Genomic DNA, 24,384 nt, shown 5'->3' with positions numbered 1-24,384 from the left:
TCACTATCCTCTGTATTCGGGTTGATCGGGGTTTTGCGCGGGCGGAGGACTTAGCCCTCGATAACGCCCATGATGTCGGATTCCTTCATGATCAGGAAATCCTCGCCCTCGATCTTCACCTCGGTGCCCGACCACTTGCCGAACAGGATGCGGTCGCCGGCCTTAACGTCGAGGGCAACGACCTTGCCGCTCTCGTCACGAGCCCCCGGGCCGACCGCGATGACCTGGCCCTCCTGGGGCTTTTCCTTCGCGGTGTCGGGGATGATGATCCCGCCCTTGGTCTTGGTGTCGGACTCCAGACGCTTGACGACGACGCGGTCGTGCAGCGGACGGAACTTCATGGGGATGCCTCCTAGGATCAAGGCTTATTGGGAGAAAGGATTGGGCCGGGTTGGTTGTTAGCACTCCCCCCCGGCGAGTGCCAGACAGCTAATGGAGGACGCGTTTCGATTCAAGAGGGTCGTTCGGACAATCGGCTCAAATGCTGGCAGCACTCGCCTCGGATCGCTGCTAACGCGTTGATTTGGAACAAAAAACGCCGTTGCACATTGTTGTTGGCGCAGGCAAACTTTCATCAAAGGGTCATCCAGAGACCCGCATTGGGAAGGTCGCCACGGTTCCACCATCACGGAGTCAGCGCATGGCCAACCTTAGTCTCCAGCTCCGCGACTACCGCCTGACGACGGCGGAGATCCTCTACCACATGCCGGACCACCCCAAGCTTCTGCAAAGCTATCTGTGGCAGGAGCTGGATCTGGCCCCCGAATACCCGGTGCTGCGCCGGTTCCTCGACTTCTGGCAGGCGAATCTCGACGGCAAGCTGCACTCGGTGAAGCTGGCAACGCGGAAGCTGATCACGCCGGGCGAGGCCCGCGTGGTTGCGGCGGAGTTCCGCTGGCAGTAGCCGGCCCCATCGCAATCCGCCATACGGGATCATTCTTTATGAAAATCCCGTTTTGCGGGAGGCTATGATCCGCTACCTTCCCTACCGCGCGACGGGATCGCTCCGATGCACGTCGCCGGACTTTGGAGGGAGCGGAATCATGACAGCGCCGGTCTGCGAGGAAGCGGTCAATCTGGTGAAGCATTTCGAGGGCCTGTACCTCAACGCCTACCTGTGCCCGGCGGGCGTGCCGACCATCGGCTACGGCCACACGGCCGGGGTGAAGATGGGCCAGACCATCACCGCCACGGACGCCGACGCGTTCCTGCAAGCCGACCTGACCGCCGCCGCGGCCCAGGTGGACAAGCTGGTCAAGGTGCCGCTGAACCCGCAGCAGCGCGGGGCGCTGGCCTCCTTCGTCTTCAACCTGGGGGCGGGCAGCCTGCAAAGCTCCACGCTGCTGGTCCTGCTGAACAAGGGCGACTACGCCGGCGCGGCCGGCCAGTTCGGCCGCTGGGTCTACGCCACGGTGAACGGCGTCAAGACGCAGCTTCCGGGTCTCGTCAAGCGCCGCGCCGCCGAGGCGGAGCTGTTCGAGGGCGGCGCCGGCGCGCAGCCGCAGGCCAGCGTCACCACGGCCGACGGCGTGGCGTAACCGGCGCCGAGCGGACCGGGAAGCATTGGGACCGGGCAGCATCAGCCGGGGCGCTTCAATGGCGCCCCGGCTGATGCTTTGAGGCCGATGCTTGGAGTATGTTCGGGCATGACCCTGCCCCATAGCCCCGCCGCACCGATGACCACCGCGCGCCTCCTGCTGCGCCCGCTGGTGCTGGAGGACGCCCCGGCCATCCAGCGGCATTTTCCGCACTGGGAGATCGTGCGCTTCGTCAACGGCCGCGTCCCCTGGCCCTACCCAGCCGACGGCGCCCTGACCTACCTGCGCGACATCGCCCTGCCCGCCATGGCGCGGGGCGAGGAGTGGCACTGGTCGATCCGCCTGAAGGACCGACCGGACGACCTGATCGGGGCGATCGCCCTGATGGCGCAGGAGGGCAACAACCGCGGCTTCTGGCTGGGCCTGCCCTGGCAGGGGCAAGGGCTGATGAGCGAAGCCGTCGAGGCGGTCACCGACTTCTGGTTCGAGGTGCTGGGGAACGAGGTTCTGCGCGTGCCAAAGGCGGCGGCGAACCGCGCGTCCCGACGCGTGTCGGAACGGACCGGCATGCGGATGATCCGCACCGAGACGCACGCCTACGTGTCGGGCGAGCACCCGACGGAAGTGTGGGAGATCACCCGTGCGGAATGGCGGGCGCGGAGGCGGGGTGGGTAACGCCCTCTCCCTCTCCCCCCTGGGGAGAGGGTCGGGGTGAGGGGGTCGAGGGGGGACCGGAAAGCTCTGCATCTGCCGGAGCCCCCTCACCCTAACCCTCTCCCCAGGGGGGAGAGGGGATATAGCCGCCGCTCCCGATCAGTTCTTCACCATCCCCCGCAACCGGTACAGCTCCTCCAGCGCCTGACGCGGCGTCAGGCTGTCGGGGTCGATGGATTTCAGCGCTTCCTCCACCGGGGAGGGTTCCGGCGGGGCGGCGGGGGTGGAGGCCGCGGACGGGGCCGGGGGGCGCTTCAGGGCGGCGCTGAACAGGGGCAGGTCTTCGGCGAGGCGGTGAATCGCGGCGTTCTGCTCGCCCGATTCGAGGATGGTCAGAACCTCCTCCGCGCGGCCGACGACGGCACCGGGCAGGCCGGCCAGCTTTGCCACGTGGATGCCGTAGCTGCGGTCGGCGGCGCCCGAGGTCACCTCGTGCAGGAAGACCACGTCGCCCTGCCATTCCTTGATGCGCATGGTGTGGCAGGACAGGCCCGGCAGCTTGCCGGCCAGCATGGTCAGCTCGTGATAGTGGGTGGCGAACAGGGCGCGGCAGCGGTTGACGTCGTGCAGGTGCTCCACGCAAGCCCAGGCGATGCTCAGGCCGTCGAAGGTCGCGGTGCCGCGCCCGATCTCGTCCAGGATGACCAGGGCGCGGGATCCGGACTGGTTCAGGATCGCCGCGGTCTCCACCATCTCCACCATGAAGGTGGAGCGGCCGCGCGCCAGGTCGTCGGCCGCGCCCACGCGGCTGTACAGCCGGTCGACCACGCCGATGCGCGCGCTGTCCGCCGGCACGAAGCTGCCCATCTGGGCCAGCACGGTGATCAGCGCGTTCTGCCGCAGGAAGGTCGACTTGCCGGCCATGTTCGGGCCGGTCAGCAACCACAGCCGGTTGTCCGGGGCGAGGTCGCAGTCGTTCGCGACGAAGGGGCCGGCGTTGGCGGCGTCCAGCACCGCCTCCACCACCGGATGCCGGCCGCCCTTGATGGCGAAGGACAGGCTGTCGTCCACCACCGGCCGGCTGTAGCGCCGCTCCACCGCCAGCTCGGCCAGGGAGGTCGCGACGTCGAGTGCGGCCAGCGCGTGGGCGGCCTGGGCGATGGCCTCGGCGCGGCCGGTCACCGCCTCCACCAGTTCGTTGAACAGCTCCAGCTCCACGGCCAGCGCCTTGTCGGCGGCCTCGGAGATGCGGCGTTCCAGGTCCGACAGCTCCACCGTGCCGAAGCGGACGGCGTTCGCCATGGTCTGGCGGTGCATGAAGACCTCGCGCCCCTTCTCGGACATCAGCTTGTCCGCGTGGGTCGCCGTCACCTCGATGTGGTAGCCGAGCACGTTGTTGTGCTTGACCTTCAGCGCCGGCACCCCGGCGAGGTCCGCGTATTTGGCCTGGAGCCCGGCGATCAGCCGGCGGCTCTCGTCGCGCAGGGTCACCAGATCGTCCAGCGCGTAGGAATAGTCGCGCGCGATGAAGCCGCCGTCGCGGGCGAGCAAGGGCAGCTCCGGCGCCAGGGCCTGCGTCAGCTGCTGGACCAGTTCCCCATGCTCGCCCAGGCCGCGGGCGACGGCGGCGAGGCCGTCGGGCAGCGGGCCGCCGGGGTTGTCGTTCAGCAGCAGGCGGATGGCCGAGGCCTGGGACAGCCCGTCGCGCACCGCGGCGAGGTCGCGCGGGCCGCCGCGCCCCAGCGCCAGGCGGGACAGCGCGCGTTCCAGGTCCGGGCAGCGGCGCAGGAACTCGCGCAGGTCGGCGCGCAGCCGCTCCTCCGCCATGGCGTATTCGACCATGTCCAGGCGTTTGGCAATCGCCGTCGGGTTGGTCAGCGGGGCGGAGAGCTGGGCGGCCAGCAGGCGGGCGCCGGGCCCGGTCACCGTGCGGTCGATGGTGGCGAGCAGGCTGCCGCGCCGCTCCCCCGTCAGGGTGCGGGTCAGCTCCAGGTTGCGGCGGGTCGCCGCGTCGATCTCCATGACCGCCCCGGGGCCGAGCCGGCGCGGCGGCGACAGGCGGGGCACGCGGCCCTTCTGGGTCAGCTCCACATAGGCGACCAGCGCGCCGGCCGCCGCGACCTCCGCCCGGGAGAACTGGCCGTAGGCGTCGAGCGTGCCAACGCCGTAGAGGGTCAGCAGCCGCTGCTTGCCGTTCTCGCTGTCGAAGCGCGGGTTGGGCTGCACGGTCAGGCGCGACTTCCACTCCGCCCACAGCTCGTACAGGTCGGGGCTCTGGCAGAGCTTTTCGGAGACCAGCACCTCCTGCGGGTCGAGGCGGCCGAGTGCCGCGCCCAGCCCGGCGCGCTCCACCGGCTGCACGACCAGCTCGCCCGTCGACAGCTCCAGCCAGGCGAGACCCAGGCCGCCCGCCGTTTCCGCCACCGCCGCCAGCCAGTTGGAGGAGCGGCTGTCCAGCAGGCTGTCCTCGGTCAGGGTGCCGGGGGTGACGATGCGGATGACGCCGCGCTTCACCACCGACTTGGCCCCGCGCTTCTTCGCCTCCGCCGGGTCCTCCATCTGCTCGCAGATGGCGACGCGGAAGCCCTGGCGGATCAGGCGCTGCAGGTAGGATTCGTGGCTGTGGACCGGCACGCCGCACATGGGGATGTCCTCCCCCAGGTGCTGGCCGCGCTTGGTCAGCGCGATGTCCAGCGTCCGGGCCGCGTTCACCGCGTCCTCGAAGAACATCTCGTAGAAATCGCCCATCCGGTAGAACAGCAGGCAGTCGGGGTGCGCCTGCTTGATCTCCAGGTACTGCGCCATCATCGGGGTGGCGTCCGCCGGGATGGAGGGGGCCGGAATAGAGGGGGCGGGGGCGGCGATGGCGTCGGACACGGGTCGGGAACCAAATCTGCGTGGATGGGGTCTACGGGGGCGCCACCCTAGCACGGGCGAAGCGCCGCAGGAGAGAGGGGTTTCCTCCGGGCCGGTTCCGGCGGGCGCGGTCCGGTGGTAGACTGATGACGCCCGTGGAAGTCCGATCCGGACCCATGGAGAAGCTGGGAAGGAGAGTGCCTTGACGCAAGCGTACGACAACAACGGTGCCGGGGACGTTGGCTCCCGAACCGATGGCCGCGAGGTGCGCGAGGTCGTCGCCCTGTTCGAGACGCGCGCCGACTTCGACCGCGCCGTCGCCGCCCTGCTGGCCGCCGGCTTCGAGCGGGAGGAACTGTCGGTGCTCGCCAGCCACACCTCGCTGGAGGCGGCGGACAAGGTCCCGCCGACGCCGCGCGACGAGGCGCTGACCGGCCTGGTGGGCGAGCTGAAATACGCCTTCCCGCTGACCACCGCCGGGCTGCTCGCCATCGTCGGCGGGCCGATCGCCGCCCCGCTGGCAGCATTGGTCGCCGCCGGCCTCGGCGGCGTCGCCATCAAGGATTACCTGGACGAGCTGACCAGCCACCCGGACACCGACGAGTTCACCCGCGCGCTGGAGGCCGGCGGCGTGATCCTGTGGGTCCGCGCCGACGACACGGCCGAAGAGGTCAAGGCCGCGGACCTGCTGGAAGCCAACGGCGGCAAGAACGTGCATCTGGCCGTGCGCGCGGAGTGATATCCCTCTCCCGCCCCGGGAGAGGGTGGCCCGAAGGGCCGGGTGAGGGGACAGCCAAGGATCAGCGGTTTCTCCTCGCCGAACCCTCACCCTTCCCACGCCAAGGCGTGGGCCCCTTCCCTCTCCCGGGACGGGAGAGGGAGCTTGGAACGACCCTCCACGAGCATCAGGCCGCGGTGCTTGTATTCGGCCTGGACGATGGCGGCCCAGCTCATGCGGATCAGGGCGACCTTGTCCTCGTCCTCGACGAAGTCGCCGGAGATCACGTCGCACAGCTGAAGCAGCGTGCTGTCGGCCAGCGCCGCGGGGTAGAGGCGCGCGACGCGCAGGAGCCACGCCATCAGGTCGGCCGGGCTGTGGCGCGGCTGGCCGCGGCCGCGTTCCGCCAGGGTCAGCGCGTTGCCCAGGTTGGCCAGCTCGCGCCGCGACGTCTCGCGCCCCCTTCTCATCGGCCCTCTCCCCGTTCATCGGCCAAACAGTGTCCGGCCAAACCGCTTCCGGGTTGAGTCCATACCCGCGAATGCCCGCCGCCGCAGTGACGGCGGTCACAGCCACCGCTCAACGGGCGAGGCTGCCCTCGCCCAGCGTCTCGCGGACCTTGCGCAGCAGGGCGTCGGGGGTGAGGGGCTTGGCCAGCAGCGACCCATCCGGCGGTGGCTCATCCGGAGACTCACGTGGTGCGGTGGGCGATGCGGGACACCGGGCGCACCCGCAGGGTTGCGTTGCCGGGCCGCATCCACCAACCAGCGCATGACAATCCGCGGCGGCGATGAAGGAGATATTCGTGCGATGCGGGTCCAGGGCGTGTGATCCGCGCCCTTTCCCGCTATATAATCGGCGTCCCGTCGCCATCGTCCCATTGGCACCGGGGCTCCCGTTGCCCGCACCCCTTGCGAAGGCCTGCCGCTTTGCCGATGCTTTCCACCCGCGCCACCGAATCCGCCGACGCCCCGCAGATCGCGAACCGGCGCGCCATCCTGTCCCGGCGCAAGCTGGCGGAGGAGCTGGAGGGGCTGGTCGAAAAGCACGGGACCGGCGACGGCCTGCGCCCGGCCCTGATCGCCTGCCTGCGCGCCACCCTGAACGACGGGCGCGCCGAGGTGCGCAGCCGGTTCGAGGCCAAGGGGTCGGGCGAGGACTGCGTCCGGCAGAACTGCTACCTGGCCGACGGGCTGGTGCGCGCGCTGGCCGACTTCACGGTCACCCACATCTTCCCGTCGCCCAACCCGACGTCGGGCGAGGTGTTCGACATCGCCGCCACCGGCGGCTATGGCCGCGGGGAGCTGGCGCCCTTCTCCGACATCGACCTGCTGTTCCTGCTGCCCTACAAGCGCACGCCGCGGGTGGAGCAGGTGGTGGAGTACATGCTCTACATCCTGTGGGACCTGGGGCTGAAGGTCGGCCACGCGGTGCGCAGCGTGGACGAGTGCATCCGGCAGTCCAAGGCCGACGTCACCATCCGCACCGCCATCCTGGAGGCCCGCTACCTGTGGGGCCCGCGCAAGCTTTATTCGGAGCTGCGCCGCCGCTACGACAAGGAGGTGGTCGCCGGGACCGGGCCGGAGTTCGTGGAGGCCAAGCTGGCCGAGCGCGACAACCGCCACCTGAAGCTGGGCGACAGCCGCTATGTGCTGGAGCCCAACCTGAAGGACGGCAAGGGTGGCCTGCGCGACCTGCAGACCCTGTTCTGGATCGCCAAGTACCTGTACCGCGTCGAGGACGTGGAGGATCTGGTCGGCAAGAAGGTGCTGCTGCCGGAGGAGGCGCAGCGCTTCGCCAAGGCGCAGAACTTCCTGTGGACCGCGCGCTGCCACCTGCATTACCTGGCCGGCCGCATGGAGGACCGCCTGACCTTCGACGTGCAGACGGAGATCGGCCAGCGCATGGGCTACACCGACCACGCCGGCACCAAGGGCGTGGAACGCTTCATGAAGCACTATTTCCTGGTCGCCAAGGACGTGGGCGACCTGACGCGCATCTTCTGCGCGGCGCTGGAGGCGGAATCGAAGCGCCCGCCCAAGTTCAACATCCTGCGGCTGGCGGCACTCACCCGCCGCAAGGACGTGGACGGCTTCGTCGTGGACGGGGAGCGGCTGAACGTCCGCAACGACCGGCAGTTCAAGGACGAGCCGCTGGACATGATCCGGCTGTTCCACACCGCCCAGCAGAACGACATCGACATCCACCCCAACGCGCTGCGCGCCATCACGCGCTCGCTGTCGGTGGTCGGGCCGAAGCTGCGCGCGGACGCGGAGGCCAACCGGCTGTTCCTGGAGATCCTGACCGGCGCGAAGGACCCGGAGATCACGCTGCGCCGCATGAACGAGGCCGGCGTGCTCGCCCGCTTCATCCCCGACTTCGGCCGGGTGGTGGCGCAGATGCAGTACGACATGTACCACGTCTACACGGTGGACGAGCACACGCTGTTCGCGCTGGGCATCCTGCACAAGATCGAGACCGGCGACCTGAAGGACGAGCTGCCGCTGTCGTCGGAAGTGATCCACAAGGTGGTGTCGCGGCGCGCGCTCTACGTCGCGGTGCTGCTGCACGACATCGCCAAGGGGCGCGGCGGCGACCATTCCGTCCTGGGCGCCCGCGTGGCGGAGAAGCTGTGCCCGCGGCTGGGGTTGAGCGCGGAGGAGACGGAGACGGTCGCCTGGCTGGTGCGCTGGCACCTCGCCATGTCGCAGGTCGCCTTCAAGCGCGACCTGGAGGACGACAAGACGGTGCGCGACTTCGTCTCGCTCGTCCAGTCGCCGGAGCGGCTGCGCCTGCTGCTGGTGCTGACCGTGGCCGACATCCGGGCGGTGGGGCCGCAGCGCTGGAACAACTGGAAGGCCACGCTGCTGCGCGAGCTGTACAACCGGTCGGAAGAGCTGATGTCCGGCGGCTTGTCGGTGGAAGGGCGCGGGCGCCGCATCCAGGCGGCGCAGGCCGCACTCCGCACCGAGCTGTCGGACTTCGACGACGCCGACTTCGAGCGGCACACGGCGCTGGGCTACCCGGCCTACTGGCTGGCCTTCGACACCGAAACGCTGGGCCGCCACGCGCGGCTGGTCCGCGAGGCGGTGCGGGAGGAGCGGCCGCTGACGGTGGACACCCGCATCGACCGCGGCCGGGCGATCACCGAGGTGACGATCTACGCCACCGACCACCACGGCCTGTTCTCACGCCTTGCCGGCGCGCTGGCCGCCTGCGGGGCGGACATCGTGGACGCCCGCATCTTCACCATGACCAACGGCATGGCGCTGGACGTCTTCACCGTGCAGGACGCGGCCGGCGGCGGCGCCTTCGAGAGCGGGGACAAGCTGGCCAAGCTGTCGGTGATGATCGAGCGGGTCCTGTCCGGCCAGCTGAAGCCGCTGCACGAGCTGGCCAAGCGCAAGGCGCCGCACGCCAGCCGCACGCGGGTCTTCCACGTGCCGCCGCGCGTGCTGATCGACAACAACGCCTCCACCACCCACACGGTGATCGAGGTGAACGGCCGCGACCGGCCGGGCCTGCTGTACGACCTGACCCGCGCGCTGTCGAACCTGACGCTGCAGATCTCCTCGGCGAAGATCTCGACCTATGGGGAGAAGGCCATCGACGTGTTCTACGTGAAGGACGTCTTCGGCCTGAAGGTCAGCCACGACAGCAAGCTGGCGCAAATCCGCGAACGCCTGCTCTCCGCGCTGGCCGATCCGGCGGGGTGAGGGACGGCGGGGTGAGGGACGGCGGGGTGATGGTTTGAGCGCCTTGCGTTGGGCCCCCACCCTAACCCTCCCCCATCTTCGACGGGGGAGGGAACTGCCGCCGCGCATCCCTTAACTCCTCCCCCCGCTCTCGGCGGACCCAAAGGGTCCGCCTGCCGCGTCAGCGCAAGCTTCGCTTGCGCGAGAGCGAAGTGGGGGGAGGTTGGGAGGGGGGCCCGACGCGACAACCTCATTCCAACTCATCTCACCCCATCCGCCCGTCACACCGACTTGGTGTCCAGCGCGTAGCCGGCGGAGCGGACGGTGCGGATCAGGTCCAGTTCCGTGTCGTCGTTCATGGCCTTGCGCAGGCGGCGGATGTGGACGTCCACGGTGCGCGGCTCGACGTAGACGTCGTGGCCCCACACCACGTCCAGCAGCTGCTCGCGCGAGAAGACGCGGCCGGGGTGCTGCATGAAGTGGCGCAGCAGGCGGAATTCCGTCGGTCCCAGGTGGACGTCGCGGCCGTTGCGGCGCACGCGGTGGGCGGCGAGGTCCATGGTTACGTCGGAGAATTGCAGCACCTCCTCCGCCATGCCCGGCGAGGCGCGGCGCAGGACGGCGCGCATGCGGGCGACCAGCTCGGTCGGGGAGAAGGGCTTGGTGATGTAGTCGTCGGCGCCGGAGTTCAGGCCGCGCACCCGGTCGGCCTCCTCGCCGCGGGCGGTCAGCATGATGATGGGGATGTCGCGCATCTTGGTGTTGCGCCGCATCTGCCGGCAGACCTCCAGCCCCGACATCAGCGGCAGCATCCAGTCGAGCAGCACGATGTTCGGCGTCTGCTCCCCGGCCAGGAGGAGCGCCTCCTCGCCGTCGGTTGCGGCGTTCACCCGGAAGCCTTCCTTTTCCAGGTTGTACTTCAACAGCGTGACGATGTCGGCTTCGTCCTCGACGATGAGGACGAGCGGCTTCAGCGCCGAGTTCATGCTTGCCCCGTTCTGTCGGAATCGTTGTCTGAGGATGGCGTCACCACCGCGAAGCTGCTGCCGTCGCTCTTCGGCCGCTCGACGCGCAGCGGCGCGCCGACCACCAGGAAATGGATGGTCTCCGCGATGTTGGTCGCGTGGTCGCCGATCCGCTCCAGGTTCTTCGCCATGAAGAGCAGGTGCGTGCAGGGCGTGATGGTGCGCGGGTCCTCCATCATGTAGGTCAGGACCTCGCGGAACAGACTGGTGTAGAGGTCGTCGAGTTCCTCGTCCCGCTCCCAGGCGGCGATGGCCTTGGCGACGTCGCGCTCGATGTAGGCGTCGAGCACGTCCTTCATGATCGCCTCGACCAGCCGCCCCATGCGCGGGACGGCCACCACCGGCCGCACCGCCGGCACCTGGGCCAGCGCCAGCGACCGCTTCGCGATGTTGGAGGCGTAGTCGCCGATCCGTTCCAGGTCGGAGGAGATCTTCAGCGCCGACACGATCTCGCGCAGGTCCTGGGCCAGCGGCTGGCGCAGCGCCAGCAGCCGGATCGCCTCCGCGTCGATGTCCCGCTCGTAGGCGTCGATGCGCTGGTCGGCCTGCATCACCTGGGTGGCCAGCGTGACGTCGCGGCGGCCCACCGCCTTCACGGCGGCGTCCACCTGCGCCTCCGCCACGCCGCCCATCTGCGTGATCAGGTTGGACAGGCGCTGCAGCTCCTGGGCGAAGGAGCGAACGATGTGGTCGGTCATGGCCGGCTCCCCCTCCGGACAGCGGCTCCCCACCGGTTCAGCCGTAGCGGCCGGTGATGTAGCCCTGGGTGCGCTCGTCGCGCGGGTTGGTGAAGATTTCCTCGGTGTCGTCGCACTCCACCATCTCGCCCAGGTGGAAGAACGCGGTCTTCTGCGACACGCGGGCCGCCTGCTGCATGTTGTGGGTGACGATGACGATCGTGTAGTTCTCGCGCAGCTCGTCGATCAGCTCCTCGATGTGCGCGGTCGCGATGGGGTCGAGCGCCGAGCAGGGCTCGTCCATCAGGATCACTTCGGGGCTGACGGCGATGGCGCGGGCGATGCACAGGCGCTGCTGCTGGCCGCCGGACAGGCCGGTGCCGGGCTCCCGCAGGCGGTCCTTCACCTCGTTCCACAGGCCGGCGCGCTCCAGCGAGGTCTGCACGATCTCGTCCAGCTCGTCGCGGTGGGTGGCGATGCCGTGGATGCGCGGCCCATAGGCGATGTTGTCGTAGATCGACTTCGGGAAGGGGTTCGGCTTCTGGAAGACCATGCCGACGCGGGCGCGCAGCTGCACCGCGTCGATGGCATGGCCGTAGACGTCCTCCCCGTCGAGCGCGATCAGGCCTTCGACCCGGCAGTTCTCGATGGTGTCGTTCATGCGGTTCAGGCAGCGCAGGAAGGTGGACTTCCCGCAGCCCGACGGCCCGATCAGGGCCATCACCCGGTTCTCCTGGATCTCCAGGTCGATGCCCTTCAGCGCCTGCTTGGCCCCGTAGAAGACCTTCACGTCGCGGGCGACCATCTTGAGGAGGGGACCGCCCGTCGCGGAACGGAGCGGAGCGGAGGCGGTCGGAAACTGGGTCTGCACGCTCATGGGACTACCAACGCCTCTCGAATTTCTTGCGCAGGAAGACGGCCAGGCCGTTCATCAGGATGAGGAAGGCGAGCAGGACCAGGATCGCCGCCGAGGTGCGCTCGGTGAAGGCGCGCTCCGGGCTGTCCGCCCACATGTAGATCTGGACGGGCAGCGCCGTGGCGCTGTCGGTCAGGCCGTGCGGGATGTCCACGATGAAGGCGACCATGCCGATCATCAGCAGCGGCGCCGTCTCGCCCAGCGCGCGGGCCATGCCGATGATGGTGCCGGTCAGGATGCCCGGCATGGCCAGCGGCAGCACATGGTGGGCCACGGTCTGGAGCGGCGAGGCGCCGACACCCAGCGCCGCCTCGCGGATCGACGGCGGCACCGCCTTCAGCGCGACGCGCGACGCGATGATGATGACCGGCAGCGTCATCAGCGCCATCACCAGCCCGCCGACCAGCGGGGCCGAGCGCGGCATCCCGAAGAAGCCCAGGAAGACCGCCAGACCCAGCAGGCCGAAGATGATCGACGGCACCGCGGCGAGGTTGTTGATGTTCACCTCGATCAGGTCGGTCCAGCGGTTCTTGGGCGCGAACTCCTCCAGATACACCGCGGCGGCGATGCCGATGGGCACCGACAGCAGCATGGTGACGACCAGCGTCAGGAAGGAGCCGACGATGGCGCCCCAGATGCCCGCCTGTTCCGGCTCGCGGCTGTCGCCGGCGGTGAACAGGGTGGTGTTGAAGGCGCTCTTCACAGCACCGGCCGCCGCCAGCTTGTCCAGCGCGCCGATCTTGATGTCGTTCAGGCGGCGCTCCGATTCCGGCACGTCGCGGCGGATGAAGCCCTTCATGAACTGGTCGACCTCGTCGTCGGCCAGCACCCAGACGGTCTGCTTCGTGCCGACGATCGACGGGTTCGCCTTGACCATCGCCTCCAGCTGGTAGGGGGCGCCCGAGGACAGCAGCTCGTTCAGCGACCGGCGGCCGGCGCGGTCGGTCACCTCCGGCACCACGGCGTAGAGCGCCTGGCGGAGGACCGGCATGTAGTTGCCCTCCTCCACCTGGGTCTTGTCGAGCGTGACCTCCAGCCGGATCTGCGTCTGCCAGAAGGCCGTGTAGCCCTTGCCGACGATGGAGCCCAGCAGCACGACCAGCATCAGCGAGGCGATGCCGACCGCGGCCATGCCGGCCAGGCGAAAGCGCCGTTCGGCGGCGTAGCGGCGGCGCAGGCGGTCCGAGAACTCCGCGCTCTGGTAGCGGGACTTGGTGGCGGTGACCGACATGGCGCGGGTTTCCTGGGTCCGGACGTCCTGTTGCACGAGGTCAGTCATATTTCTCTCGATACTTCTGGACCACCCGCAGGGCGACCATGTTGAGGGTGAGCGTCACCAGGAACAGCACGAGCCCCAGCCCGAAGGCCGACAGCGTCTTGGGGCTGTCGAACTCCTGGTCGCCGACCAGCAGCGTGGCGATCTGCGTGGTGACGGTGGTCACCGCCTCCAGCGGGTTGGCGGTCAGGTTCGCGGTCAGGCCGGCGGCCATGGTGACGATCATCGTCTCGCCGATGGCGCGGCTGACCGCCAGCATGACCGCGGCGACGATGCCCGGCAGGGCCGCCGGCAGCACGACCAGCCGGATCGTCTCCGACTTGGTGGCGCCGAGGCCGTAGGAGCCGTCGCGCAGGCTCTGCGGCACCGCGTTGATGACGTCGTCGGACAGCGAGCTGACGAAGGGGATGATCATCACGCCCATGACGATGCCCGCCGCAAGCGCCGATTCGGAGCTGACGTCGAGCCCCAGCCCCTGCCCCAGCCCGCGCACGAAGGGCGCCATGGTCAGGGCGGCGAAGAAGCCGTAGACGACCGTCGGGATGCCGGCCAGCACCTCCAGGATCGGCTTCAGCCAGGTGCGCAGGTGCGGGTTGGCGTATTCCGACATGAAGATGGCCGACATCAGCCCGACCGGCACGGCGACCGCCATGGCGATGGCGGTGATCAGCAGCGTGCCGGCGAACAGCGGGATCGCGCCGAAGGAGCCGCTGGAGCCGACCTGGTCGGCGCGCATGGCCATCTGCGGGCTCCAGTGCGTGCCGAACAGGAAGTCGATCGGCGACACCACCGCGAAGAAGCGCATGGCCTCGAACAGCAGGGACAGCACGATGCCGATGGTCGTCAGGATGGCGACCAGCGAGCAGATCACCAGCGCGACGTTGACCGTGCGCTCCACCCGGTTGCGGGCGCGCAGGTCCGGCGTGATGCGGCCCCGCGCGTAGAGCAGCCCGCCCATGGCCAGGCAGGAGCCGATGACCAGCAGGCTCCAGTCGCCGAGCGACCGCAGGCGGACATACTGCTCCGCCGCGGCGGCCACCGCCGGGTCGGGCTCGCGGCCGGTGTTGACGCCGTGCGCGAGGTTCAGGATGTCGGCGCGCAGCAGGCTGAGCGCCTGGGCGTCCACCTGGGTCAGGCGGTCCGGCAGGCCGGCCAGCACCATCTGCATGACCATCCAGCCTTCCGACGCGCTCCACAGCGCGAACAGCAGCAGGGCGGGAAGGCCGGCCCAGAGCGCCACGTAGAAGCCGTGGTAGGAGGGCACCGAATGAAGCTCGACGGTGCGGCCGCCGACCGACGCCGCGGCGCGCGACCGGCCGAGCTGGAAGCCGATGACCGTGAGCAGGACCAGAACGAGAAGCAGCACCGTGATCTGCATTTGAGCCCGCCGAGGGTCAGAGCTGGAGCGGGGCCAGGTTCGACGCGGCGGCGCGGGCCGCGTCGCGTTCGGCCTTCGGCAGCGGGATCAGGCCCTTGTCGGCCAGATAGCCGTCCTCGCCGAAGGCCTTCTCCGCCGTGTATTCGGCGATGAACTCGCGGATGCCCGGGATCACGCCGGCGTGGGCGGTCTTCACATAGACGAAGAGCGAGCGCGCCACCTCGTACTTGCCGTCGGCGACGTTCTCCGGCGTCAGCTCCACGCCGTCCATCTTGGCGGACTGCAGCTTGTCGCGGTTCTGCTCGATGTAGCTGTAGCCGAACACGCCGAAGCTGTCGGGGTTGGCGGTCAGCTTCTGGACGATCAGGTTGTCGTTCTCGCCGGCCTCGACGTAGCCGCCGTCCTCGCGGATCGACAGGCAGGCCTTTTCGCGCGCCTTCTCGTCGGCGACGAGGTCCTTGACTTCCCGAACCTTCTTGCAGCCTTCGAGCATCACCAGCTCGTTGAAGCTGTCGCGGGTGCCGGAGGTCGGGGGCGGGCCGAGCACCTCGATGTCCTTGTTGGGGAGCTTGGCGTCGATGTCCGACCACTTCTTATAGGGGTTGGCGACCATTTTGCCGCCGACCGGGACCTCCTTGGCCAGCGCCTTCCACAGGACCTCGGTGGTCAGGTCGACGTGCGGGGCGGCCTTGGAATAGGCCAGCGCGATGCCGTCGTAGCCGATCTTCAGCTCGGTGATCTGCGTGACGCCGTTGGCGGCGCACTGCTCGACCTCCGACTTCTTGATGCGGCGGGACGCGTTGGCGACGTCCGGATGCTGCGGGCCGACGCCGGCGCAGAACAGCTTCAGGCCGCCGCCGGTGCCGGTCGATTCAATCACCGGCGTCTTGAACTTGCCGCCCTTGCCGAAGGCCTCGGCGACCGCGGTGGTGAAGGGGAACACCGTGGACGAGCCGACGGCGCGGATCTGGTCGCGCGACTGGGCGTGCGCCGCGCCGGAGAGGGCGGCGGTCATGGCAACGATCCCAGCGGCGGTGAGGGCGAGCGTCCTGGTGGTCACGGGGTTTCCCTCCGAAAAAATCGAATGTCACTGCGACGGGGGAACGCGATGCGCCCGCACCGTGCCGCGCCGCGCCCAGCCTAAGGGGGCGTCGGCTTGCGGCGGGACGTTAGTCGGCGACCGCGACTCGTTGATTACAGTTTCATGACAGTTTTATGACGCCGTCTTTTTTTGGTCATCGGCATCGGCGCGGCTGATTCCGCCCTCAGGCTTGCCGCCGCGCCGGCTCCGCCGCGGGGAGCGCCGCGTCGGAGGCGGCCGGCAGGTAGACGGTGAAGGTGCTGCCCACCCCGACGGCGCTTTCGATGGTCAGCCGCCCGCGGTGGCGGTTCAGGATGTGCTTGACGATGGCGAGGCCCAGGCCCGTGCCGCCCATGGCGCGCGATCGCGCCGCGTCGACCCGGTAGAAGCGCTCGGTCAGGCGCGGCAGGTGGGTGCGGGCGATGCCCTCCCCCTGGTCGCGCACGGCGACCGCAACCATCGGGTGCCCGCGGCCGTTGCGCTGGGCGAGCGGAACCGCGCTGGTGAAGCCGACCATGGCGCCGTCGGCGAGCGACACGGCGACCGTCACGTCGGTGTTCTCGCGCGTGTATTTGATCGCGTTGCTGACGAGGTTCTGGAAGACCTGGGTCAGCTGGTCCTCGTCCCCGACGACGGGGGGCACCCGCTCCGGCGCTTCCAGCTTCAGGCGGATGCGGCGGCTGGCCGCCTTCAGCTCCAGCGCCGCGATGACCCCGTCCAGCCGGTCCAGCACGTCCACCTGTCCGGCGGGCGGCATATGCTCGTCCAGCTCGATCCGCGACAGCGACAGCAGGTCGTTGACGAGGCGGGCCATGCGGCTCGCCTGGTCGTGCATGATGGAGAGGAAGCGCTCGTGCGCCTCCAGGTCGTCGCGGGCGGGGCCGCGCAGAGTCTCGATGAAGCCCAGCAGCGACGACAGCGGCGTGCGCAGCTCGTGGCTGGCGTTGGCGATGAAGTCGGCGCGCATCTGCTCCGACCGGCGCAGCGCGGTGATGTCGTGCAGCGTCAGGATGACCATACGCCCGGTGACCGGCGGCGCGGGGGCCGGATCCTCCGGCACCAGGGCGTTCTCGTCGGGAACGGGGCGCGGCAGGCGGCGCTGGAAGGGCTTCACCCGCACCTCGAACATGCGCTCCACCGGGACGGGCAGGCTGAATTCCAGGATGCGCGACGCCGCCCCGCCCAGCACGGCGTCCACCGCCTCCAGCACGCTGGGGTTCCGCAAGCTGGCGGCGAGGTCGCGGTTCAGGATGCGGTCGCCGAACAGGCCGCGCGCCGCCTGGTTGGCGCGCACCACCTGCCGGTCCGCCCCGACCAGCACCAGCGGGTCGTGCAGCGCCTCCAGGATTGATTCGTTGGCCTCCAGCTGCGCCTGGGCCTGCTCGACCCGGCCGGTCATCACCCGGTGCAGGCGCGCCACCGCCGCGGTCAGCCCGCGCACCGAGGCGGGCGAGGCCAACGGCGGAACCGGGGTGGAGGGTTCGTCGGTCAGACGCGCGACGTAATCGGTCACCGCGCGCGTGTCGCGGCGCTGAGTGCGCAGGATCACCACCACGCCCGCCAGGGCCGGCAACCCGACGCCGACGGCAACACCCGGCGTGATCAACCCGCCATGCAGGAGAAGGTACAGCGACGCCGCGAGCGGCCCCAGCATCAGCAGGGCACCGGCAATCAACCGAAGCGGCGGCATCACCTTGGGGCTCATGGGCGGCGAAACTCGTGCGTCGCGGGGTCTCGACCGCTGTTTCTACACCATCGCCGAGCCCCGCGGGCGTGCGTCACAAAAGATTAACCCGCGAAGACGCCAACTTGACCCTCTCCCAGCCCCGCTGGGAGAGGGAGGGACCCGCCAGAGGCGGGAGGGTGAGGGCAAGGTCTCTTCGAGAATCCTGGCCCGAGAAACCAAGCCCTCACCCTCCCACGCCAAGGGCGTGGGCCCCTCCCTCTCCCGCCGGAGGCGGGCGAGGGCTTTAAAGACAAGCTCACCAGGGCAGCGAGTCGTGGGCCGCCAGCGCCGCCGCGGTGACGAGGTCGTTGACCGAGGCACCCATGGTCACGATCTGCGCCGGCTTGTCGAGGCCGATGAGCAGCGGGCCGATCATCTGGCCGCCGGCCATCTTGTTCAGCAGCTTCGCCGTGATGTTGGCCGAGTGCAGGCCCGGCATGACCAGCACGTTGGCCGGGCCGGACAGGCGGCAGAACGGGTAGACCCGCTTCATCAGCTCGTAGTCCATCGCCACGTCGGCCGACATCTCGCCGTCATACTCGAAATCGACGCGGCGGCTGTCGAGGATCGCGATGGCGTCGCGCAGAGGATCGGCGTTGGGGTGCGGGTGCTGCCCGAAGTTGGAGAAGGACAGCAGCGCCACGCGCGGCTCGTGCCCCATCTGCCGCGCCTTGGCCGCCGCGCCGATGGCGATGTCGGCCAGCGTCTTGCCGTCCGGCCGGACATGCACGGTGGTGTCGGCGATGAAGACCGTGCGGTTGCGCGTCAGGAACAGGTGCAGGCCGAAGACCGTCGCGTCCGCCCGCGGGTCGATGACGCGGCGGATCTCGTCGTAGGCCACGCCGAATGTGCGGGTCAGGCCGGTCACCATGGCGTGGGCGTCGCCCTGCGCCACCATCAAAGCGGCGAAGACGTTGCGGTCCTGGTTGACCATGCGCTGGCAGTCGCGCAGCAGGGCCCCCTTGCGCTGCAGGCGGCGATACAGGAAGTCGCTGTAACGGCGGTTGGCGTCGGAGACGCGGGCGTTGTGGATCTCCAGCGACACGCCCGGCTGGCCCATGGCGGCCAGTTGCTCCTTGATCACCGCCTCGCGGCCGATCAGCACCGGCGTGCCGAAGCCGGCGGCGCGGAAGGCGAGCGCGGCGCGGATGGTGCGCTCCTCCTCGCCCTCGGCGAAGACGACGCGGCGCGGGTTGGTCCGCACCTTCTCCAGGATCAGCTCCAGGCTGTCGGCGGTCGGGTCGAGACGGGTGCGCAGCGTGTTCTTGTAGCCCGCGATGTCCAGGATGGGCTTGCGGGCCACGCCCGACTCCATCGCGGCCTGGGCGACGGCGGCGGGCACCGTCACGATCAGCCGCGGGTCGAAGGGCACCGGAATTATGTATTCCGGGCCGTAGCGCAGGCGGCGGCCGGAATAGGCGGCGTCCACCTCGTCCGGCACGTCCTCGCGCGCCAGGGCGGCCAGAGCCTTGGCGGCGGCGATCTTCATCGCCTCGTTGATCGTCGTGGCGCGGACGTCCAGCGCGCCGCGGAACAGGTAAGGAAAGCCCAGGACGTTGTTGACCTGGTTCGGGTAGTCGGAGCGGCCCGTCGCCACGATGGCGTCGGCGCGGACGGCCTTCACCTCCTCCGGCGTGATCTCCGGGTCGGGGTTGGCCAGCGCGAAGATGATCGGCTTGTCCGCCATGGACTTCACCATCTCCGGCGTCATGGCGCCCTTGGCCGACAGGCCGACGAACACGTCGGAGCCGGCGACCGCGTCTTGCAGCGTGCGCTTGTCGGTCTGCACGGCGAAGGACGACTTCCACTGGTTCATGCCGTCGGTGCGGCCGCGGTAGACGACGCCCTTGGTGTCGCACAGGATGATGTTCTCGCGCGGCACGCCCATGGTCGTGAACAGTTCCGCGCAGGCGATGCCGGCGGCACCGGCGCCGTTGACCACCATCTTCACGTCGCGGATGTCGCGCCCGGTGATGTCGCAGGCGTTGATCAGGCCGGCGGCGGCGATGATCGCGGTGCCGTGCTGGTCGTCGTGGAAGACGGGGATGTCCAGCAGCTCGCGCAGGCGCTCCTCGATGATGAAGCAGTCCGGCGCCTTGATGTCCTCCAGGTTGATGCCGCCGAAGCTCGCGCCTAAGAAGCGGACGCAGTTGACGAACTCGTCGACGTCGCGGGTGTCGACCTCCAGGTCGATGCCGTCCACGTCGGCGAAGCGCTTGAAGAGGACGGCCTTGCCCTCCATCACCGGCTTGGAGGCGAGCGCCCCCAGGTCGCCCAGCCCCAGCACCGCCGTGCCGTTGGAGATCACCGCGACGACGTTGCCCTTGGCCGTGTAGTCGTAGGCCGTGCTCGGGTCCTCGGCGATGCGCAGGCAGGGGACCGCCACGCCGGGGGAGTAGGCCAGCGACAGGTCGCGCTGGGTCGTCAGCGGCTTCGTCGGCGTGATCTCCAGCTTGCCGGGGCGGCCGGAGGAGTGCAGCAGCAGGGCTTCTTCGTCGGTGACGCGCTTGGTATCGGGCTCGGCCATCGTTGTTCGGATCCTGAAGCGGGGGCTGTTGCGGCCGGTCTTGTTCTTGTGAGGGTGCCGGCCATCGGGCGGGCGATGTTAGCCCTCTCTTGCGCGCCCCGCCAGCGTGCGCTCGCACGAAAGATGCGAAAAATGACCCGTAGACGACATATCAGGCCACGAACGATGGCCGTTGCGAACGTTCCGGACTTGGCGCGGACGGCCCCGCCAATCGATCCGACTGCGCAACGATCATGCTTTTGAAAGGGCGATGCGCGCTCAGCAGCCTTCGGCCATGTCGTAGATGGCGTCCATATCGCTGATCAGGACCTTGTTTCCTTCCTGAAGCGAAATGACCCCGGCGGTCTTCAGCTGGGTGAAGGTGCGGCTGACCGTTTCCGTGGTCAGGCCCAGGTAGTCGGCGATGTCGGCCCGGCTCATCGGCACGTAGACCGGGTTTTCCTTGTGGCCGCGCCGGGCGGCGCGCTGCGACAGCATCAGCAGGAAGGAGCAGATCTTCTCCTTCGCCGTCTTGCGGCCGAGCAGGAGCATCTGGTCCTGGGCCGCCGCCAGTTCGTTCGACGCCATGGAGAAGAGGCGGCGCTGCATCTTCGGGAACTCGTCCATCAGCGCGTCGATCTTCTTGCGCGGAAAGCGGCAGAGCGTCGCGGTGGTGACCGTCTCCGCCGTGTAGGCGTAGCTCTCGTTCACGGCGAGGCCGAGGAAGTCGCCGGTGACCAGGAATCCGGTGATCTGCCGCCGGCCGTCGGGCAGCAGCTTGTACAGCTTCACCGTGCCGGCGGTGACGTTGTAGAGCGCGTCGGCGCCGTCGCCTTCGCTGAACAGGGTCTGGTTGGCTTCGACGCGGACGGTCTGCAGGATGTCGGCGAGACGGCGCAGTTCCTCGGGGTCCAAGGCGGCGCAGACCGTGAGGCTGCGCACGGGACAGGCCCCACAGGGGTTCATTTCGCTCGCGGCGCCCTTTTCGCGGGCGCGTCCCATGTCGAAGGGTGGCATGGCGTGACCCAGCCCTAGCCGTGCAAGGCCCCCATCATGGTCATTATCGTTCCGTTTCGCAACGGTGCTCGCACAGGCCCCTGCCTGTTTGTCATAGAACCGTCGCCTTAGCGCCCGTTCATGGACGTTTCGCCCGGCGCCGCATTCACCTTCGGTTGAGGAGCGTCCTGCGAGGCCGGCGGCTCGTCGTCGAACAGGATGCGGTGGGCCGCCCCGTCCAGGTCGTCAAACTGGCCGGACTTGAGAGCCCACAGGAACGCCCCCAGGCCCAGAAGCCCCAGGCTCAGCGCGATCGCGATCAGATAGAGAAGCTCGGTCATTCATCAGATCCCTGGCCACCGCGGCGCGGCTGAGCCGCAGCGCGTTGGCAATGACGATAAGAGAGGAGGAGGACATCGCCAAGGCGGCGAGCAGCGGGGTCAGCAGGCCCAGCATGGCCAGCGGAACCGCGCAGAGGTTGTAGACCAGCGCGATGCCGAAATTCTGCCGGACCAGCCGGCCGGAGCGGCGGGCAACCTCGAAGGCCTCCACGATGGGCCGCAGATGGCGGCCCTGGAAGACCACGTCGGCGGCGGTCTGGCTGACGTCCACGGCGGTGGAGGGCGACATGGACACGCTGGCGGCGGCGAGCGCCGGGGCGTCGTTCAGCCCGTCGCCGACCATCAGCACCTTGCGGCCCTGCGCGGCGAGGTCGGCCAGCACGGCGGTCTTGTCGGCCGGCGTCTGCTCGGCGCGCCAGTCCTCGATGCCCAGCCGGGCGGCGACGGCGGCGACGGCCCCACGGCGGTCGCCCGACAGCAGCCGGACGTCGATGCCCCGCGCCTTCAGCGCCCGGACCACGGCCGCGGCGTCGGCGCGCGGCGCGTCGAGGAAGGTGATCTGCACCGGCGTGGTCCCAGGGCGGGCGAGCCACAGCTCCGGCCCCGCCACGTCCTCGGCCCCATGCTCAGCCGACTCCGGCGCACCGGTGAAGCGGCGGCTGCCGAGGCGGATTTCCCCGTCCGGCGTGTCGAGCGCCAGGCCGGCGCCGGGGATCTCCCGCACGCCGGCGGCGACGGCGACGCCGGGCACGGCGCGGGCCAGCGCGCGGGCCAGCGGGTGGCGGCTCGCCCCGGCCAGCGAGGCGGCGAGGCGCAGGTCGTCCTCGGCCACGCCGGCCAGCTGCGGGACGGGGCGCCCCTCGGTCAGGGTGCCGGTCTTGTCGAAGACGACGGTGTCGATGACGGCCAGCCGTTCCAGCGCCGTGGCGGTCTTCAGCAGGATGCCCTGCCGCATCAGCCGGCCGCTGGCGATCACCTGCACCACCGGCACGGCCAGCGCCAGCGCGCATGGGCAGGTGATGATCAGCACCGCCACCGCGTTCATCAGCGAGTCCTGCCAGGGGGCGCCGACCAGCAGCAGCCAAGCGAGGAAGGTGCCGAGCGCGGTCACATGCACCACGGGGGCGTAGAGGCGCGACACCCGGTCGGCGATGGCGACGTATTTGGCACGGCCCTGCTCGGCCACCTCCATCAGACGGACGATCTCGGCCAGCAGGGTGCCCTCCCCCACCGCCGTGACGGTGACGCGCAGCGGGGCGGTGAGGTTCAGCATCCCGGCGAAGACCTGGTCGCCCGGCCGGACGGAGCCCGGCACCGTCTCGCCGGTGATCAGCGCGGTGTCGAGGTCGGACACGCCGTCGGCCACGCGGCCGTCCACGGCGATGCGCTCGCCCACCGCGACCAGGATTGTGGCGCCGGGGCTGACCTGATCCGGCGGGACGATGGCGCTGCGCCCGTCCTCCTGCAGCACGGTGACGGAGGTCGCGTGCAGGCCGAGCAGCTGCTCCGCCGCCGACCGCGCCCGCCCGCGGGCGCGCTGGTCGAGGTAGCGGCCGATCAGCAGGAAGAACAGCAGCATCATCGCGCCGTCGAAATAGGCGTGCTCGCCGCTGTGGATCGTCTCGAACAGGCTCATGCCCGTGGCGAGCAGGACGCCGATGGTGATCGGCACGTCCATGTTGGTGCGCCCGCGCCGCAGCGCCCCCAGCGCCGAGCGCGCGAAGGGACGCAGCGCGTAGGCGATGGCCGGCATGCAGATCAGCGCGGAGATCCAGTGCATCAGGTCGCGCGTCGCCACGCCCATGCCGGTGGCGTGGCCAGCCCAGACCGACACGGACAGCAGCATGACGTTGCTGGCGCCGAAGCCGGCGACGGCGAGGGAGCGCAGAAGCTCCTTCTCCGACTTGGCCTGGGCGTCGCCCAGCCGCTCCGGGTCGAAGGGCACGGCGCGGTAGCCGATGCGCGCGATGGTGTCGATGACGGTGTTGGCGTCCGTCGCGTCCTCGCGCCAGGTCACGGTCAGGCGGCGCGTCGTCATGTTCAACCGGGCGTGCGTCACCCCCGGCTGGCGTCCCAACGCCGTTTCGATCAGCCAGACGCAGGCGGCGCACTGCATCCCGTCCACCATCAGGTGCAGGGTCGCGGTGCCGTCGGCGGCGCGCTTGGCGTGCGGGGCGTAGTCGGTCGGCGGGGCGTCGCTGTCCGGCCGCAGGGGCCGGGCGGCGGGGTCCACCAGGCGCCGCTCGTAGTAGCGCTCCAGCCCCAGGCCGCGGACGAGATTGAAGGCGGCCGCGCAGCCGGTGCAGCAGAAGGGGCCGGCGCCGTCGGAGGCGGTGGTGCCGGTCCCCTCGGCGTGCTCCTGTCCGCAATGGAGGCAGACGGTCATGTCACAAGACCCGGATGTGGAATAATGGAAGGCTTATTTAACCGTGATGCGCTTTTCGTCCTGGTAGTCGCCGGTCGCGTGCTCGATCGCCACGCGCAGGTCCCACAGGCCGGGCATGGGCAGCGCCACCGGCGCGCCGAAACGCCCTTCGCCGAGGTAGGGCAGGTCCAGGGCGACGTCGTGGCCCTCGCTGGTCGGGCGGATGAAGGTGACCTTCACCTTGGCGTCCTTCAGCAGGTTGCCGTACTTGTCGTGCAGGGTCAGTGCGACGACGCCCTTCTGCGGCTCCGTCCCGGTGAACTCCGTCTCCACCTTCCAGCCGCGCTCGGCCTGGGCGCGGGCGCCGGCCAGATCCTGGTTGTACTTGATGCCCTTGATGAAGTGCTGTTCGGTCTGCACGCCGGTCCAGCTGGACACGGCGTAGTGCACCATCACGGCGTTGACCGCGATCACCACGGCGAATCCGGCCACGAAGATCCAGGGAATGTACCAGCCGGGCTGGCGGCCGGTCCGGCGGGGCGGAAGGCGGCGGTTTCCGGCGTCGGTGGACATCGTCATCGCGTTTTGGACCTTGGTTGTCAGGGTGAAGGTTGTCAGGGTGAAGCGAAGCGGTGG

Annotated in this window: 20 protein-coding genes; 5 read left to right on the top strand and 15 right to left on the bottom strand. The window is 69.5% G+C overall.

Features of this window, described 5'->3' with window-relative positions; genetic code table 11:
• Positions 1 to 50: 50 nt before the first annotated feature.
• Positions 51 to 341 (bottom strand): co-chaperone GroES, encoded by a 291-nt coding sequence (gene groES, locus J2851_RS28430; RefSeq protein ID WP_209770591.1) that lies wholly within the window; start codon positions 339 to 341, stop codon positions 51 to 53.
• Positions 342 to 640: 299 nt separating this feature from the next.
• Here groES and J2851_RS28425 point away from each other — a divergent pair, with 299 nt between their 5' ends.
• The 3 genes from J2851_RS28425 (at position 641) to J2851_RS28415 (ending at position 2,213) form a co-directional block, all read left to right on the top strand.
• Positions 641 to 904 carry an usg protein gene (locus J2851_RS28425; RefSeq protein WP_209770589.1) on the top strand — a complete coding sequence of 88 codons (264 nt, stop codon included), beginning with the start codon at positions 641 to 643 and terminating at the stop codon, positions 902 to 904.
• Positions 905 to 1,043: 139 nt separating this feature from the next.
• Positions 1,044 to 1,538 (top strand): lysozyme, encoded by a 495-nt coding sequence (locus tag J2851_RS28420; RefSeq protein WP_209770587.1) that lies wholly within the window; start codon positions 1,044 to 1,046, stop codon positions 1,536 to 1,538.
• A gap of 108 nt (positions 1,539 to 1,646) precedes the next feature.
• Positions 1,647 to 2,213 carry a GNAT family N-acetyltransferase gene (locus J2851_RS28415; RefSeq protein WP_209770585.1) on the top strand — a complete coding sequence of 189 codons (567 nt, stop codon included), beginning with the start codon at positions 1,647 to 1,649 and terminating at the stop codon, positions 2,211 to 2,213.
• Positions 2,214 to 2,351: 138 nt separating this feature from the next.
• Here the strand turns inward: J2851_RS28415 and mutS are convergent, their stop codons facing one another.
• Complete coding sequence (gene mutS / locus J2851_RS28410; RefSeq protein ID WP_209770626.1) at positions 2,352 to 5,000, bottom strand: DNA mismatch repair protein MutS; 2,649 nt, start codon at positions 4,998 to 5,000, stop codon at positions 2,352 to 2,354.
• 250 nt (positions 5,001 to 5,250) lie between these two features.
• On the opposite strand from mutS, the gene J2851_RS28405 reads away from it, so the two are divergent.
• The gene (locus J2851_RS28405) at positions 5,251 to 5,787 is read left to right on the top strand and encodes a hypothetical protein (protein ID WP_209770583.1); all 537 of its coding nucleotides are present in this window, start codon (positions 5,251 to 5,253) and stop codon (positions 5,785 to 5,787) included.
• Between the two features lie 86 nt (positions 5,788 to 5,873).
• Here the strand turns inward: J2851_RS28405 and J2851_RS28400 are convergent, their stop codons facing one another.
• Positions 5,874 to 6,236, bottom strand: a complete 363-nt coding sequence (locus J2851_RS28400; RefSeq protein ID WP_209770582.1) for a hypothetical protein — start codon at positions 6,234 to 6,236, stop codon at positions 5,874 to 5,876.
• Positions 6,237 to 6,701: 465 nt separating this feature from the next.
• On the opposite strand from J2851_RS28400, the gene J2851_RS28395 reads away from it, so the two are divergent.
• A complete protein-coding gene (locus tag J2851_RS28395; RefSeq protein ID WP_209770625.1) occupies positions 6,702 to 9,482 on the top strand; it encodes a [protein-PII] uridylyltransferase in 2,781 nt (926 codons plus the stop codon).
• A 260-nt stretch (positions 9,483 to 9,742) separates the two neighbouring features.
• Here J2851_RS28395 and phoB read toward each other — a convergent pair whose 3' ends face one another.
• The 12 genes from phoB to J2851_RS28335 all read right to left on the bottom strand — a co-directional run bounded on the left by phoB (position 9,743) and on the right by J2851_RS28335 (position 24,327).
• Positions 9,743 to 10,447: a phosphate regulon transcriptional regulator PhoB gene (gene phoB, locus J2851_RS28390; RefSeq protein WP_209770581.1), complete on the bottom strand. Its 705-nt coding sequence runs from the start codon at positions 10,445 to 10,447 to the stop codon at positions 9,743 to 9,745.
• On the bottom strand, positions 10,444 to 11,184 hold the full coding sequence (gene phoU / locus J2851_RS28385) for a phosphate signaling complex protein PhoU (protein ID WP_209770580.1): 741 nt from the start codon (positions 11,182 to 11,184) through the stop codon (positions 10,444 to 10,446). Before phoU ends, phoB begins: the two co-directional genes overlap by 4 nt.
• Before the next feature lie 37 nt (positions 11,185 to 11,221).
• On the bottom strand, positions 11,222 to 12,040 hold the full coding sequence (gene pstB / locus J2851_RS28380; protein WP_209770576.1) for a phosphate ABC transporter ATP-binding protein PstB: 819 nt from the start codon (positions 12,038 to 12,040) through the stop codon (positions 11,222 to 11,224).
• A gap of 4 nt (positions 12,041 to 12,044) precedes the next feature.
• Entirely contained in the window at positions 12,045 to 13,358 is a 1,314-nt protein-coding gene (gene pstA / locus J2851_RS28375; protein ID WP_417281604.1) for a phosphate ABC transporter permease PstA, read from the bottom strand.
• Complete coding sequence (gene pstC / locus J2851_RS28370) at positions 13,351 to 14,733, bottom strand: phosphate ABC transporter permease subunit PstC (protein ID WP_209770572.1); 1,383 nt, start codon at positions 14,731 to 14,733, stop codon at positions 13,351 to 13,353. The genes pstA and pstC overlap by 8 nt, the downstream gene beginning before the upstream one ends.
• Positions 14,734 to 14,749: 16 nt before the next feature.
• A complete protein-coding gene (locus J2851_RS28365) occupies positions 14,750 to 15,793 on the bottom strand; it encodes a PstS family phosphate ABC transporter substrate-binding protein (protein WP_209770571.1) in 1,044 nt (347 codons plus the stop codon).
• Between the two features lie 205 nt (positions 15,794 to 15,998).
• Positions 15,999 to 17,519, bottom strand: coding sequence for an ATP-binding protein (locus J2851_RS28360; protein WP_209770570.1), 1,521 nt, complete (start codon positions 17,517 to 17,519; stop codon positions 15,999 to 16,001).
• A gap of 277 nt (positions 17,520 to 17,796) precedes the next feature.
• Positions 17,797 to 20,067 carry an NADP-dependent malic enzyme gene (locus tag J2851_RS28355; protein ID WP_209770568.1) on the bottom strand — a complete coding sequence of 757 codons (2,271 nt, stop codon included), beginning with the start codon at positions 20,065 to 20,067 and terminating at the stop codon, positions 17,797 to 17,799.
• A gap of 258 nt (positions 20,068 to 20,325) precedes the next feature.
• Positions 20,326 to 20,988 carry a Crp/Fnr family transcriptional regulator gene (locus J2851_RS28350; protein WP_264654340.1) on the bottom strand — a complete coding sequence of 221 codons (663 nt, stop codon included), beginning with the start codon at positions 20,986 to 20,988 and terminating at the stop codon, positions 20,326 to 20,328.
• 182 nt (positions 20,989 to 21,170) lie between these two features.
• The gene (gene ccoS / locus J2851_RS28345) at positions 21,171 to 21,383 is read right to left on the bottom strand and encodes a cbb3-type cytochrome oxidase assembly protein CcoS (RefSeq protein ID WP_209770566.1); all 213 of its coding nucleotides are present in this window, start codon (positions 21,381 to 21,383) and stop codon (positions 21,171 to 21,173) included.
• A complete protein-coding gene (locus J2851_RS28340; protein WP_209770564.1) occupies positions 21,289 to 23,769 on the bottom strand; it encodes a heavy metal translocating P-type ATPase in 2,481 nt (826 codons plus the stop codon). The genes ccoS and J2851_RS28340 overlap by 95 nt, the downstream gene beginning before the upstream one ends.
• Positions 23,770 to 23,802: 33 nt before the next feature.
• A complete protein-coding gene (locus J2851_RS28335; protein ID WP_209770562.1) occupies positions 23,803 to 24,327 on the bottom strand; it encodes a FixH family protein in 525 nt (174 codons plus the stop codon).
• Between the last annotated feature and the right edge of the window lie 57 nt (positions 24,328 to 24,384).

Source organism: Azospirillum rugosum (assembly GCF_017876155.1).
GTDB lineage: Bacteria > Pseudomonadota > Alphaproteobacteria > Azospirillales > Azospirillaceae > Azospirillum > Azospirillum rugosum.
This window is presented reverse-complemented; position numbering and strand designations above follow the sequence as displayed.